This is a genomic window from Streptomyces sp. NPDC018964 (genome assembly GCF_044390325.1).
In the GTDB taxonomy this organism is placed as follows: Bacteria; Actinomycetota; Actinomycetes; order Streptomycetales; family Streptomycetaceae; genus Streptomyces.
The window spans coordinates 286,244-300,109 of the sequence record NZ_JBIRYZ010000002.1; the positions used below are offsets into that span (position 1 = coordinate 286,244).

Consider the following 13,866-nt stretch of genomic DNA (forward strand, 5'->3'; position numbering starts at 1 on the left):
TCGTCCGCGCCCGCTCCCCGTGAGAGGCTGACCGGTGTGGAGAGCCGGTTCGAGACCCCGGAACTGCGGACGTTCCTGGAATCACTGACCGAGGGTCAGGTCCTCTCGGGCACCGTCGCCGCGATCGAACGGTTCGGTGTGTTCGTGGCGCTGGACGAGGGCCCCGACCATCCGGTCTTCCCCGGCGTCGGGTTCATCACGATCCCCGAACTGTCCTGGCGGATCCTCGATTCGGCCGCGGAGGCCGTCGAGGTCGGACGGCGTGTCTCCTGCGTGTTCCTCCAGTTCGACACGTGGAACATGGAGGCCAGGCTGTCCCTGCGAGGCATGCGGCCGGACCCCTTCCAGGAGTTCGCCGACCGCACCCCGGTGGGCCGGGTCCTTTGGGGAAGGGTCATCCGGCTGGCGCCGTTCGGTGCCTTCGTCGAGGTCACCGACGGCATCGTAGGGCTGGTTCACCTGCGGGACCTCCCCGGGGCGCCCGTGGGCGCCGCGTCGGACGCGGTCCAGGTCGGAGATGAGCTCACGGTCGCCGTCACCGGGGTCGACCGGCAGAGGCGCACGCTGACCCTCACGTGCGGCCGCCCGTCGTCCGTCACCGGCGGGTGGCCCGCGAACTGAGCGCCGGCACCGGGGCGTTCGGGCCCGGGAGCCCGTACGGCTCCGGAAACCAGGAGCGCCGGCTTCGCGAGGGTGCCGTCGGTGCTCCCGGGGCGACCCCGGTGGGTCAGCAGCCGCCCGGGCCGACCCCGTCGATGCGTCCGCCGAAGTCGCCGAGGTAGTGGGAGCGCCAGTCGCCCTCGGAGACGTCCTGCTTCTCGGCCGACTGCCAGTTCACGAAGCAGGCCCGGGTACTGGCGACGAACGAGCCGACGTGGTCGTGGAAGCGGGACGGCGCGTCGCGGTAGCCGCTGCGCGTGTGCCACTCCCAGTAGTCGCCGCTGAAGTCCTCCTCGCTCCAGAAGCACACCGCCCCGCCGGGGCAGGGCGGGAGCTCGTCCGAGGCGGCGGACGCCGTGTGGGCGGGCAGCAGGAGGGCGGTCAGGCCGAGGGTGGCGGCGAGGGACCAGGAACGAGTCTTCACGGCACTCTCCAGTAAGGCGTCGTCGAAGCGCGGAATCGCCCCGGTGTCCGTACCGGGGCGATTCCATGGTCGTGGGGGGGGGGGGGGGGGGGGGGGGGGGGGGGCCCCCCCCCCCCCCCCCCCCGCGGCGCCCGCGCGCCCCCCCCCCCCGCGGGGGGGCGGGGGGGGGGGGGGGGGGGGGGGGTTGTGTGGGGGGGGGGGGGGGGGCCCCCCCCCCCCCCCCGCCACCGTCCACATCACCTGATGGGGCGAACCGGAGACCCGACGGAGGCGCTTCACACCGAGCGGCGGGCGCCGCGCGCGAGGGGTGCGGGGTCCGGTGGTCTGTGGGGGTGGTGCGCTGTGGCGCGGGTGCCGTAGGTGCGGGGTGTGGTCTTCCGCGGGTTGGTGTGCTGTTGCACAGGTGCCGCACGTGCGGGGAGGTACGGGCTCGGGGCCTGCGTCCCGCATCGCGCCGTCGGGCCGGTTCTCCTGGGGCGTCGGGCGGGGACGGCTTGTCCACGGCCGTTCCGCGCGACCTCTCCGGCACCGCACCGTCTCCGCGCCCGTCCCGCGGCGGATCGCGCCGGGCGGCGCGGCTCTTCCCGCCTGTCCTCGCCCTACCGAGCGATGGTCCGCAGAGCCCGATCAGCAGTCCGGAAGAAGCGGCGGGGCAGGGGGATCAGCCACCTGAGCCATCGAGGGCAGCCGGCATGAGAGCCATCCCTGCCTCACCCGCGCAGTCCCAGAGTCGCGAACTCGTGGGACGCACTCAGGAAGGTAGGGCGGCATGACGTACCAGGACCCCGAACCGAGCCTCCTGCCCTGGACGGGGTCCAGCGGAAACCCTGCTGCCTCGTCACCGACGGAACCAGGCACCTCTCGCGCCATGCCGAGGCCGTCGAAGCGGACGCGACTCACCACGGCCGACGAACCGCTCGGTCACGCGGCGGACCTGCCGGCCGACCGCCGCGTGACCGCGGACCAGCTCCGGTCCCTGCTCGCACGCATGCGCGAGTCGCTCACCGGCATGCGTCGGATCGCCCGGAGCCGGGGCGTCCACCCGGTGGCTACCAGATCGACTCGACCCACTCCGGGTGGTCGATGAACGGGTTGCGGTTGTGCTGGTACGAGTCGTGGATGACCTCGTTGCGGCGCTCCTCGAACGCGCTCGGCGGGTCCTCCTGGTGCCACTGCTTCAGGACCGAGAGGCGGCCGTGGTACGGGTTGCTGCCGTTGGTGACGGAGTCGTTGGGCTCCAGGTCGGGCCAGCCGTCGGTGCCCTCGTAACGGACGGCCATGTAGAGGATCATGCGGGCCACGTCGCCCTTGACCGCGTCGCGCGGCTCGAAGGAGTTGGAGTCGGTCAGGCTGCCGCCGCTGTTGGTGAACGAGCTGCCGCCGTTGTCGAAGTCCTTGTTGCCGCGCACGGAGTTGACCTGGACGTCCTCGGGGCGCAGGTGATGCAGGTCGGTGCCGGGACCGGTGGAGGTGCCGAAGTCGCCGTGGGACTTGGCCCACACGTGCTCGCGGTTCCAGTCGCCCGAGTCTCCGCCGTTGCGGGACTTGCTGCGGGAGATGCCCGAGTACAACAGGATCACGTTGCCGCTGTTGTTCGGGTCCTGGTCGGTGACCTTCAGCGCCTCCCAGACGGCCGAGTACGAGATCTTCGTCTGGTCGCTGATGATCGTGTGCAGGGAGTCCTTCAGCGCCGTGCCGGACTTGCCGATCGCGGCGGCGTAGTACGTGTCGTCGTACGCGGTGGTCGCGGCGCCGGCGGAGGGGGCGTTCAGCGCGGGGACGGCGAGGCCGACCAGGACGGCCGAGGTGGCCAGGGCGAGGCTCTTCCAGCGGCGGCGTATGGGTGTCACGGGCATGGGGGCGTCCGATCTACGCGAGTTGATTGAGCGGCCGAACCGAAGAGTGACATGGACATGTATGCGTGGGGGTGAAGGAGAGGTGTCGGTCGTGTGTCGGTAGGCGGTGACCGGCCGTCACCCGGCCGCCCTACCGTGGCGGCATGCGCCTGAGAACCCTCCTCGCCACCACCGCCGCCGCCCTCGCCGCCGCGACCTGCCTGACCGCAGCCGGACCCGCCGGCGCCCAGGGGCACGGGACGCGCCACGCCTGTTCCACGTCCGTCTCCGTCGACCGTTTCTCCGACGCGCTCGACAAGACGACCTACGACGGCACCTACGTCGGCAACCTCTCCGCCCTCGCCAGGGACCGGCACCGCACGGTCGTCGCCCTCTCCGACCGGTCCGCCCTGTTCCGGCTGGACGCCCGCACCCTGCGGCCCGAGGGCGTGATCCCGCTCGCCGACGAGAACGGGGCCGCGCTCGACGCCGAGGGACTGGTCGTCGACCTCCCCCACTCCCGGCTCCGCTCGAGCGGGGGGACCCCCACCGGCACGTACCTCGTCTCCTCCGAGACCGAACCCTCCGTACGCCGCTACTCCCGGGACGGGAAGATCCTCGACCGGCTGCCCGTGCCCGAGGAGCTCGGCACCCGCGCCCGCGCCAACGGCAGCTTCGAGGGGCTGACCCTCCTCCCCGGCGGACGCACCCTGATCGCGTCCATGGAGTACGCCCTCACCGGCGACCCCGACGACCAGGTCCGTCTCCAGACCTGGCGGCGCACCGCCCACGGTGACTTCCGGCTCGGTGCCCAGTACACGTACACGACCGACCGAGGGCTCGGGGTCACCGAGATCGCCGCCGTCCCCGACGGACGGCTGCTCGTCCTGGAACGCGGCTTCACCTCCGGCGTCGGCAACACCGTCCGCCTCTACCTGGCCGGCCGGCACGGCACCGCGTACGACAAGACCCTGCTCGCCGACCTCGCCGACTGCCCCACCCTCGGCGCCACCGCCAAGCAGCCCCAGGCCAACCCCCTCCTCGACAACATCGAGGGCATGACCGTCACCGGCCGGTCCAAGGGCCGCCTGAACCTCCTCCTGGTCAGCGACGACAACCAGAACGCGAGCCAGACCACCCGCCTCTACGCTCTGCGCGTACGCCTCTGAATGTTGCGGAGGGATGAAATCCGCCGCCGGCCGCGTTGGTGCCTTCCGGCAGATCAGGACGATCGGAGGGCACCCGCGTGACACCGCAACGGGGATGGGCACGGCGACTGGCCGCATACGCGTGGCGGCATCCGGGGGACGTGATCCTCGCGCTGGGCTCCTCCCTCGGCGGCATGGCCGTCATGGCACTGGTCCCGCTGATCACCAAGGTGATCATCGACGACGTCATCGGCGACAAGACCAAGTCCATGACGACCTGGGCCGGACTGCTCGTCGGCGCCGCGCTCGCCGTCTACGTCCTCACCTACGTCCGCCGCTACTACGGCGGCCGGCTCGCCCTCGACGTCCAGCACGACCTGCGCACCGAGATGTACGGGACGATCACCCGGCTCGACGGCAGACGCCAGGACGAACTGTCCACCGGGCAGGTCGTTGGACGCGCCACCAGCGACCTCCAGCTCATCCAGAGCCTGCTCTTCATGCTGCCGATGACCATCGGCAACCTCCTGCTGTTCCTGATCTCCCTGGTGATCATGGCGTGGCTGTCGCTGCCGCTCACCGCCGTCGCCCTCGCCGTCGCCCCCGCCCTGTGGTGGATCGCCAAGCGCAGCCGCACCCGGCTGCACCCCTCCACCTGGTACGCGCAGGCGCAGGCGGGAGCCGTGGCCGGGGTGGTCGACGGCGCGGTCAGCGGCGTACGCGTGGTGAAGGGCTTCGGGCAGGAGGAGCAGGAGACCGGCAAGCTGCGCGAGGTCGGACGGCGGCTGTTCGCGGGGCGGCTGCGCACCATCCGGCTGAACTCCCGCTACACCCCCGCCCTCCAGGCCGTCCCCGCCCTCGGCCAGGTGGCGATGCTGGCCCTCGGCGGCTGGCTCGCGGTGCGCGGGCACATCACGCTCGGCACGTTCGTCGCCTTCTCCACCTACCTCGCCCAGCTCGTCGGCCCGGTCCGGATGCTCGCCATGGTCCTCACCGTCGGCCAGCAGGCCCGCGCCGGCACCGAACGCGTCCTGGAGCTGATCGACACCGAGCCGTCCCTGACCGACGGCACCAAGGAGCTGCCCGCCGACGCCCCGGCGACCGTCGAGTTCGACGACGTCTCCTTCGGCTACGACCCCGCCCGGCCCGTCCTGGACGGCCTCTCCTTCGAGATCCGCCCCGGGGAGACCCTCGCCGTCGTCGGCGCCTCCGGCTCCGGCAAGTCCACCGTCTCCCTGCTCCTGCCGCGCTTCTACGACGTCACCCACGGCGCCGTCCTCGTCGGCGGCCACGACGTGCGCGAACTGACCACCGAGTCCCTGCGGGCCGCGATCGGACTGGTCCCGGAAGATTCGTTCCTCTTCTCCGACACCGTGCGCAACAACATCGCGTACGGCCGCCCGGACGCCACCGACGAGCAGATCACCGCCGCCGCCCGCGCCGCCCAGGCCGATCGGTTCATCGACGAGCTGCCCGACGGCTACGACACCACCGTCGGCGAGCACGGCCTGACCCTCTCCGGCGGCCAGCGCCAGCGCGTCGCCCTCGCCCGCGCGATCCTCACCGACCCGCGCCTGCTGGTCCTGGACGACGCCACCTCCGCCGTGGACGCCCGCGTCGAGCACGAGATCCACGAGGCGCTGAAGAGCGTCATGCGGGGCCGTACGACCCTGCTGATAGCCCACCGCCGCTCCACCCTCAACCTCGCCGACCGCATCGCCGTCCTCGACGGCGGCCGGCTCGCCGACATCGGCACCCACGACGAGCTCCAGCGGCGCTCCGCCCTCTACCGCAGGCTGCTCACCGACCCCGACGAGCTCGGCGCCGTCTCCCCGGGCCACACCCCGCCCGCCGGACCGCGGGAGGAGGACACCTCGGTCCGCGCCGAGCTGGACGCCGAGTTCGACGCCGAACGCGGGGTCACCCCCCGGCTGTGGACCGGCGACCGCGAACCCAAGGACACCGCCCTGGCCGGCACCCCGGCCACCCCGGAACTCCTCGCCCAGGTGGAGGCGCTGCCCCCGGCCGACGACGTCCCCGACGTCGACGAGGAGCAGGCCGTCCGGCCCGAGGACTCCTACGGCCTGCGCCGCCTCCTGCGCGGCTTCCGCACCCCCCTCCTCATCAGCCTCGGCCTCGTCGCCGTGGACGCCGGCATGGGCCTGCTGCTGCCGGTGCTGATCCGGCACGGCATCGACGAGGGCGTCACCCAGACCGCCCTCGGCGCGGTCTGGGCGGCCTCCCTGCTGGGCCTGCTCACCGTGCTCGCCCAGTGGGCGGCGCAGGTCGGCGAGACCCGGATGACCGGACGCACCGGCGAACGCGTCCTGTACGCGCTGCGGCTGAAGATCTTCGCCCAGCTCCAGCGGCTCGGCCTCGACTACTACGAGCGCGAGCTGACCGGCCGGATCATGACCCGGATGACGACGGACGTCGACGCGCTGTCGACGTTCCTGCAGACGGGCCTGGTCACCGCGTTCGTCTCGGTGGTCACCTTCTTCGGCATCATGGTGGCCCTGCTGGTCCTCGACGTCGGGCTCGCCCTGGTCGTCTTCGCGACCCTGCCCCCGCTGGTCGTCGGCACGTACTTCTTCCGCCGGGCCAGCGTGAAGGCGTACGAGCTGGCGCGGGAACGGGTGTCGGTGGTCAACGCCGACCTGCAGGAGTCGGTGGCGGGACTGCGGATCGTGCAGGCGTTCCGCCGCGAACGGGACGGCGGACGCCGCTTCGCCGAGCGCAGCGCCGACTACCGCGAGGCGCGCGTACGGGGCCAGTGGCTGATCTCGGTGTACTTCCCGTTCGTGCAGCTGCTGTCCTCGGTCGCGGCCGTGGCGGTGCTGGTCGTGGGCGGGGGCCGGGTCGACGACGGGACGCTGGCGATCGGCTCGCTGGTCGCCTACCTGCTCTACATCGACCTGTTCTTCGCGCCCGTGCAGCAGCTCTCCCAGGTCTTCGACGGCTACCAGCAGGCGTCCGTCTCCCTGGGCCGCATCCAGGAACTGCTGCGCGAGCCGGCCTCCACGGGCGCCGCCGCCGAGCCGCTCGACGTGCCGTCGCTGCGCGGCGAGATCACCTTCGAGGACGTGCGCTTCGCGTACGGGGACGGCGAGGAGGCCCTCGACGGCATCGACCTCACCATCCCCGCCGGGCAGACCGTCGCCTTCGTCGGCGAGACCGGCGCCGGGAAGTCCACGCTGGTCAAACTGGTCGCCCGGTTCTACGACCCGACGGGCGGGCGGGTCACCGTCGACGGCACCGACCTGAGGGACCTGGACCTCACCGCCTACCGGCACCGGCTCGGCGTCGTACCGCAGGAGGCGTACCTCTTCCCCGGCACCGTCCGCGACGCCATCGCCTACGGCCGCCCGGACGCCACCGACGCCGAGGTGGAGGCGGCGGCCCGCGCGGTCGGCGCGCACGAGACGATCGCCACGCTGGACGGCGGCTACCTCCACGAGGTCGCCGAGCGGGGCCGCAACCTGTCCGCCGGACAGCGCCAGCTGATCGCGCTGGCGCGCGCCGAACTCGTCGACCCGGACGTCCTGCTCCTCGACGAGGCGACGGCCGCGCTCGACCTGGCCACCGAGGCGCAGGTCAACCAGGCCACCGACCGGCTCGCGGGACGCCGTACGACGCTCGTCGTCGCCCACCGCCTCACCACCGCCGCCCGCGCCGACCGGGTGGTCGTGATGGACCACGGCCGGGTCGTGGAGGACGGCACGCACGAGGAACTGCTCCGGCTCGGCGGCGCGTACGCCCGGCTGTGGCGGACGTTCGTGGGGGAGGACGTACCGGCACCGGCGTGAACGGCGGTCACGACGGCTCCGTGCGCAACCATCCGGCGTACGCCATGCGTCCGTACACGCGTACGCCGCCTGACGCGGCAGGTGCGGTACGGGGAGGACGACTGTGAGCAGTGGAGCGATACGTCGGCGACTCGCGCCGGTCCTTGCGGCTCTGACCGTCTCGGGGCTGCTCGTCGTCGCCGCGCCGGCCGACGCGCACGCCGCCGCGTACTGCGCCGGGCGCAAGGTGCGCACGCTGCCGTTCTCCACCGGCTCGGTGGCCGTCTACAAGCGGGGCGGCTACGTCTGCGCCGTCACCCTCGCCGAGAAGCCCGGCACCCGGCGGAAGATGTCGGTGAGCGTGCGGGCGCGCGGGGGCCGCCCGGTCGTCGACGAGGGCGACTTCAAGCACCACGCCGGGCCGGTGACCGTGCACGCCGGCCGCCGCTGCGTGTGGGTGAAGGGGAAGGTCGGCCGGGGGTCCGTCAGCTCCGGCTGGATCCTGTGCTGACCGGCGCCCGACCGAGGGTTAACCCTATGTCCCCTGGTGCTGCGGGGAGTTGGTCCAGTAGCTTCCGGCGCACATCTGTCTCACAGGGGAGTGCGCATGCGCAAGGCGCTCAGATGGCTGCTGGCGCTCACGGTGCTCATAGGCACCATGAGTACGGCCGGGGCGGCCACCGCCGCCGAGCCGGAGGCCACCGGCACCACTGACATCAAGGAGAGACTGCTCTCCGTACCGGGCATGAGCCTGATCGAGGAGAAGCCGTCCCCCGGGTACCGCTTCTTCGTCCTCGAGTACACCCAGCCGGTCGACCACCGCAGGCCCTCCAAGGGCACGTTCCAGCAGCGGATCACCGTGCTGCACAAGGACACCGCGCGGCCCACCGTCTTCTACACCGGCGGCTACAGCGTCTCCACGACGCCGCGGCGCGCCGAGCCGACCCAGATCGTGGACGGCAACCAGGTCTCCATGGAGTACCGCTTCTTCACCCCGTCCCGGCCCGAGCCGGCCGACTGGTCGAAGCTGGACATCTGGCAGGCCGCCAGCGACCAGCACCGCATCTTCAAGGCGCTGAAGAAGATCTACCCCGAGAACTGGATCTCCACCGGCGGCTCCAAGGGCGGCATGACCGCCACCTACTACGAGCGCTTCTACCCGCGTGACATGGACGGCGTGGTCGCCTACGTCGCCCCCAACGACGTGGTGAACAAGGAGGACTCGGCCTACGACCGCTTCTTCCGCACCGTCGGCACCAAGGAGTGCCGCGACCGCCTGAACGCCGTGCAGCGCGAGGCGCTGGTGCGCCGGGCGCCGCTGGAGGAGAGGTACGAGGCGTACGCCGCCGAGAACGGCTACACCTTCGACACCATCGGCAGCCTGGACCGCGCCTACGAGGCCGTCGTCCTCGACTACGTGTGGGGCTTCTGGCAGTACAGCACCCTCGCCGACTGCGAGGAGATCCCGGCGGACGCGAAGAACGCCACCGACGACGAGATCTGGACCTCGATCGACACGGTCTCCGGGTTCTCGTTCTACACGGACCAGGGCCTGAGCCCGTACACGCCGTACTACTACCAGGCCGGCACGCAGCTGGGCGCGCCGACCATCCACTTCCCGCACATCGAGAAGAAGTACGTCCGCTACGGCTACCAGCCGCCGCGCAACTTCGTGCCCCGCTCGATCGACATGGAGTTCGAGCCGCGGGCGATGCGGGACGTCGACTCCTGGGTCCGCCACCACGCGCGGCACATGCTGTTCGTGTACGGCGAGAACGACCCGTGGGGCGCCGAGCCGTTCCGGGTCGGGCACGGCGCGCGTGACGCGTACGTGTTCACCGCGCCCGGCATGAACCACGGTGCGAACGTGGCCGGACTCGTCGCCGAGGAGAAGGCGCTCGCCACGGCCCGCATCCTCGACTGGGCGGACGTCGCGCCGAACGCGGTCCAGGAGAACCCGGCGGCGGCGAAGCCGCTGGCGGCGTTCGACGCCAAGCTCGACAAGCGGGACGTCGAGCGGCAGCGGACGCTGCGGCCGTAGGGCCCGCGCGGGACTACACCGGGCGGGCGCAGCCCACCGGGGTGGCCCCGCCGAGCCGGACGTAGAGGGCCGTGGACTCCGGACACTTCGACCGGGCGTCCACGGCCTTCGTCACCTCGAACTCCGGTCTCCGCTCGCCGCTGCCGTCGCACGCCGTCTCGCGGACCTTGCCGTCGCCCAGGTCGTAGACGCAGTCGCCGACGATGGTGCGCGGCCCGCCCCCGCCGCCGGGGTCCCCGGGGTGCGGCGGCTGGAGGTGGCGCATGCAGGCGTAGCCGCGCGGCACCGAACCGTCGCCGTCCTCGTCGGAGGAGGGGCGCCGCTCGCTGATGTGCAGCACGAAGTCGGTGGTGGCCGGGCAGCGCGGCCCGTCGCGCACGGTCCCGTCGTGGCGGGCCACGACCCGGGCCGCCGCCCGCTCGCTCCCGCAGGACACCTCGGTGAAGCTGGTCCGGCCGAAGGAGCTGCACTCGTCGACCGCGAGGAACACCGCCCCGTACCCGGACGGCGGGACCGCCGTCGGCGTCGCCGTGCGCCGCCCGTCCGGCCGGAGGTCCTCCTCGGCGGCGCCGCCCGGCGCGCCCCGGCAGCCGGTGAGCAGCACCACGGCCGCCGCCGCGAGCGCGGCGCGCGTCCCCCACCCGTTTCCCACGTGCATCGTCATCCCCCCGGACACCCCGTCCAGCGTGACCCGGTCCGCCGGGTCACGCCAGACATACAGGACGGTTTGCGCACCTTGGGGGTGGTGCGTCGGGTGTGTGACGTACGGGCGCTACGTCCGACGGGGGAGAAGCGGTGCCCGTGCGCGGCGGCTAGTAGGTCAGCCCGTGCCCGACGGGGTACAGCACCGCCGTCGGGTCGTCCGCCCGCGGTACCGGCACCGGCAGCGTCCCGCGCGGGTCCACCGCGCCCGCGATCACCCGTGCGGCCGCCCGCAGTTCGACGTCGGTCCAGGAGTACGTCGCCAGGCACGCCGCCACGCCGGGCAGGTGGGCCACGTCGTAGGGGTTGCGGATCGCGACCGCCACCACCGGCCTCCCGGTCGCCAGCAACTGCTCGACCAGCGTCTTCTGGCTGCTCGCCGCGTCGACGTTGTACGTCCCGACGACCACCGCGTCCACGTCCCGGGCCGCCGCGACCGCCTCGGCGACGGTGGCGGCGGACGGTGCCGTGCCGGTGGGCAGGGCGGTGGCCGTGAAGCCCAGCCCGGTCAGGGCGTCCGCGAGCACCCCGGTCGGCGGCCCCGTCGTACCGGACGGGGAGGCGGGGTCGGCGCCGGTCACCAGCAGCCTCGGCTGCCGGCGCCGGGACAGCGGCAGCAGGCCGCCCTCGTTGACCAGCAGGGTGGTGGTGCGCTCGGCGATCCGGTCGGCGGCGGCCAGGTGCGCACGGGTGCCGACGGTGCGGTCGACCCCGGCGTGCGAGACGTACGGGTCCTCGAACAGGCCCAGTCCCGCCTTCAGCCGCAGCACCCGCAGGACCGACTCGTCGAGCCGCTCCTCGGTCAGCTCGCCGTCGCGCACGGCGTTCAGGACCGCGTGCCAGGCGACGTCCAGGGAGGGCGGGTTGAGCAGCTGGTCCACGCCCGCCTTCAGCGCCAGCACCGGCACCCGGTCGTCGCCGTACTTCGTGCGGACGCCCTCCATGCCGAGCGAGTCGGTGACCACGACCCCGTCGTAGCCCAGCTCCTCGCGCAGGATGCCGGTGAGGATGGGGCGGGAGAGGGTGGCCGGGTCCTCGGAGGCGTCGAGGGCCGGGACGACGATGTGCGCGGTCATGACGGAGTCGATGCCCGCGCCGATCGCGGCCCGGAACGGCGGCGCGTCCAGCCGCTCCCACTCCTCGCGGGTGTGGTGGATGTACGGCAGCTCGGCGTGGCTGTCGGTGACCGTGTCGCCGTGTCCGGGGAAGTGCTTGGCCGTCGCGGCGACGCGGGACGACTCGTAGCCCTCGACCTCCGCCGCGACGAGCTCCGCGACGGCCCGCGGGTCGGCGCCGAAGGAACGGACGCCGATGACGGGGTTGGCCGGGTCGACGTTGACGTCGGCCACCGGGGAGTAGTTCTGGCGGATGCCCAGGGCACGCAGTTCACGGCCCGCGATCCGGCCGAGGGTCCGGGCGTCGGAACGGGAACCGCCCGCGCCGACGGCCATCGCGCCGGGGAACAGGGTGGCGGGTTCGCCGACGCGGGCCACGATGCCGTGCTCCTGGTCGGTGGAGATCAGCACGGGCAGCCCGCGCTCCAGACCGAGGGACGCCTTCTGGATGCCGTTGGACAGGTCGGCGATCTGGTGCGGGTCGCGGGTGTTGTGCGCCCAGGTGAAGTAGATGATGCCGCCGACCCGGTACCTGGCGAGCAGTTCGGCGGCCGTGCGGACGCCGATCTCCTTCAGGTTGGCGTCGACGTCGGCCTGGTCCGGGTCGGTGGCGGAGTGGCCGTAGACCCGCGTCACGAACAGCTGGCCGACCTTCTCCTCCAGCGTCATGCGCGAGACGAGGGCGCGCAGCCTCCTGTCGTCGTGCGCGGACGGGCCGCCGGCCGCGTGGGCGGTGCCGCCGGCCGCGAGGGCGGTGGTGACGCCCGCCGTCGCGGCGAGGACGGCGCGTCTGGACGGACGTGCGGTGCATCCCGTGCTTCCGGCGTTGCCGGTACTGCTGTCGGGCACGTGCGCTCCTTTGGAAGGTGATCCGCGGGGACCGGGGATCCGCTTGAAGGAAACTGCCGGGAAGCCACCAATATCCGGGAAGTTTCTGCCAGTCAAGGGCGTGCGCGGCAACCGGGAGGGGCCGTCATCGGCGCAAAGGGAGGGGGCGCGCCGATGACGGCGTGCTGCCGGCCGCGGCACGGCGGAGAGGGGTGGTCAGCGATCGCAGCCAGCAGCGAGAGCCGACACCGCGCCACGGAGACTCATCCGGCAGCCGCACATGGGACGGACGGAGGCGGGGACGGGTTCCCCGCCCGGGGCGTGTTCCCCGAAATCGGGAACCGAGGGGCCGGTGGGGGTCAGCGGGGCGTGCGGGCCGACACTCCGGGCCAGTGCGCGCCCAGCGCGCGGACGGTCTCCGCGATCGCCGGGCGGCGGGCCGCCCCGGTGCGCCACAGCGCGTACAGCCGCCGTACGGGCACGGGGTCGAGCGGCACCTCCACCACCCCGGCGGGCAGCGGGCCGCGCCCCAGCCGGGGGATCAGCGCGATGCCGAGCCCGGCGGCGACCAGGGCGACCAGGGTCGGGTTCTCGTCGGCCTGGTGGACGATCTCCGGCTCGTGCCCGGCCGTGCGCAGGGTGCGCACCAGCCACTCGTGGCAGACCCGCCCCGGCGGCTGGCAGATCCACCGCTCACCGCCCAGTTCCTCCCGCCGTACCGCCGTACGCCCCGCGAACCGGTGCCCCTCGGGCACCAGCAGATCGCACAGGTCGTCCCCGATGACCGCCTGCTCCACGCCCGCCGGAGCGGGCAGCGGCGCGATGTCCCAGTCGTGCGCGACGACGAGGTCGACCGCGCCCTTGGCGACCAGGTCCACCGAGAGATGGGGGTCGATCTCGGTGAGCCGCGTGTCCAGCGTGGGATGCCGGCGGGCCAGGTCGGCCAGGACGGACGGCATCAGCCCGCGCGCCGCCGACGCGAACGCGGCGACGGTCAGCCGCCCGGCCGGCACTCCGCGCCGCTCCTCCAGCTCGGTCTCCGCCCGCTCCACGATGGCGAGCAGCTCCCGCGCGGCGCGCACCAGCTGATGCGCCTCGTCGGTCAGCCGCACGCCCCGGCCCTCCCGCTCCAGCAGCACCGTCCGCGTCTCCCGCTCCAGCTTGGCGATCTGCTGGGAGACGGCGGACGAGGTGTAGCCGAGCGCCACGGCGGCGGCGCCGACGGTGCCGTGGACGGAGACGGCGTGCAGGGCGCGCAGCCGCTGGAGGTCGAGCATGACGGCTCCCCGATCGGTTAGTAATGCTTCATCCAACCATGCAGGAATCAT

The 13,866-nt window shown here is 72.9% G+C and carries 10 protein-coding genes; 5 read left to right on the forward strand and 5 right to left on the reverse strand.

The features are described from left to right. Window positions 1-36: 36 nt before the first annotated feature. Window positions 37-621 carry a S1 RNA-binding domain-containing protein gene (locus tag ACH5AO_RS04085; protein WP_398921538.1) on the forward strand — a complete coding sequence of 195 codons (585 nt, stop codon included), beginning with the start codon at window positions 37-39 and terminating at the stop codon, window positions 619-621. A 106-nt stretch (window positions 622-727) separates the two neighbouring features. On the opposite strand, the gene ACH5AO_RS04090 is transcribed toward ACH5AO_RS04085, so the two are convergent. Both ACH5AO_RS04090 and ACH5AO_RS04095 read right to left on the reverse strand, forming a co-directional pair. After that, window positions 728-1,084, reverse strand: coding sequence for a peptidase inhibitor family I36 protein (locus tag ACH5AO_RS04090; protein ID WP_398921540.1), 357 nt, complete (start codon window positions 1,082-1,084; stop codon window positions 728-730). 1,049 nt (window positions 1,085-2,133) lie between these two features. After that, window positions 2,134-2,940: an endonuclease I family protein gene (locus ACH5AO_RS04095; RefSeq protein ID WP_398921542.1), complete on the reverse strand. Its 807-nt coding sequence runs from the start codon at window positions 2,938-2,940 to the stop codon at window positions 2,134-2,136. A gap of 143 nt (window positions 2,941-3,083) precedes the next feature. Between ACH5AO_RS04095 and ACH5AO_RS04100 the strand changes: the two genes are divergently transcribed. The 4 genes from ACH5AO_RS04100 to ACH5AO_RS04115 all read left to right on the forward strand — a co-directional run bounded on the left by ACH5AO_RS04100 (window position 3,084) and on the right by ACH5AO_RS04115 (window position 9,893). Then, window positions 3,084-4,088, forward strand: a complete 1,005-nt coding sequence (locus tag ACH5AO_RS04100) for an esterase-like activity of phytase family protein (protein ID WP_398921544.1) — start codon at window positions 3,084-3,086, stop codon at window positions 4,086-4,088. Between the two features lie 77 nt (window positions 4,089-4,165). Then, window positions 4,166-7,873 carry an ABC transporter ATP-binding protein gene (locus tag ACH5AO_RS04105; protein WP_398921546.1) on the forward strand — a complete coding sequence of 1,236 codons (3,708 nt, stop codon included), beginning with the start codon at window positions 4,166-4,168 and terminating at the stop codon, window positions 7,871-7,873. Between the two features lie 103 nt (window positions 7,874-7,976). After that, window positions 7,977-8,363 carry a hypothetical protein gene (locus tag ACH5AO_RS04110; protein ID WP_398921548.1) on the forward strand — a complete coding sequence of 129 codons (387 nt, stop codon included), beginning with the start codon at window positions 7,977-7,979 and terminating at the stop codon, window positions 8,361-8,363. A 96-nt stretch (window positions 8,364-8,459) separates the two neighbouring features. After that, a complete protein-coding gene (locus ACH5AO_RS04115) occupies window positions 8,460-9,893 on the forward strand; it encodes a S28 family serine protease (protein WP_398921549.1) in 1,434 nt (477 codons plus the stop codon). Window positions 9,894-9,906: 13 nt separating this feature from the next. On the opposite strand, the gene ACH5AO_RS04120 is transcribed toward ACH5AO_RS04115, so the two are convergent. The 3 genes from ACH5AO_RS04120 to ACH5AO_RS04130 all read right to left on the reverse strand — a co-directional run bounded on the left by ACH5AO_RS04120 (window position 9,907) and on the right by ACH5AO_RS04130 (window position 13,815). Beyond that, window positions 9,907-10,557: a hypothetical protein gene (locus ACH5AO_RS04120; protein ID WP_398921551.1), complete on the reverse strand. Its 651-nt coding sequence runs from the start codon at window positions 10,555-10,557 to the stop codon at window positions 9,907-9,909. A 148-nt stretch (window positions 10,558-10,705) separates the two neighbouring features. Next, window positions 10,706-12,559 (reverse strand): glycoside hydrolase family 3 protein, encoded by a 1,854-nt coding sequence (locus tag ACH5AO_RS04125; protein WP_398921552.1) that lies wholly within the window; start codon window positions 12,557-12,559, stop codon window positions 10,706-10,708. A gap of 338 nt (window positions 12,560-12,897) precedes the next feature. Next, window positions 12,898-13,815, reverse strand: coding sequence for a LysR family transcriptional regulator (locus ACH5AO_RS04130; RefSeq protein WP_398921554.1), 918 nt, complete (start codon window positions 13,813-13,815; stop codon window positions 12,898-12,900). Window positions 13,816-13,866 lie beyond the last annotated feature (51 nt).

Coding starts and splice junctions, on each gene's coding strand:
- ACH5AO_RS04095 (WP_398921542.1), bottom strand. CDS start 2,940: ATGCCCGTGACACCCATACGCCGCCGCTGGAAGAGCCTCGCCCTGGCC.
- ACH5AO_RS04100 (WP_398921544.1), top strand. CDS start 3,084: ATGCGCCTGAGAACCCTCCTCGCCACCACCGCCGCCGCCCTCGCCGCC.
- ACH5AO_RS04115 (WP_398921549.1), top strand. CDS start 8,460: ATGCGCAAGGCGCTCAGATGGCTGCTGGCGCTCACGGTGCTCATAGGC.
- ACH5AO_RS04120 (WP_398921551.1), bottom strand. CDS start 10,557: ATGACGATGCACGTGGGAAACGGGTGGGGGACGCGCGCCGCGCTCGCG.
- ACH5AO_RS04130 (WP_398921554.1), bottom strand. CDS start 13,815: ATGCTCGACCTCCAGCGGCTGCGCGCCCTGCACGCCGTCTCCGTCCAC.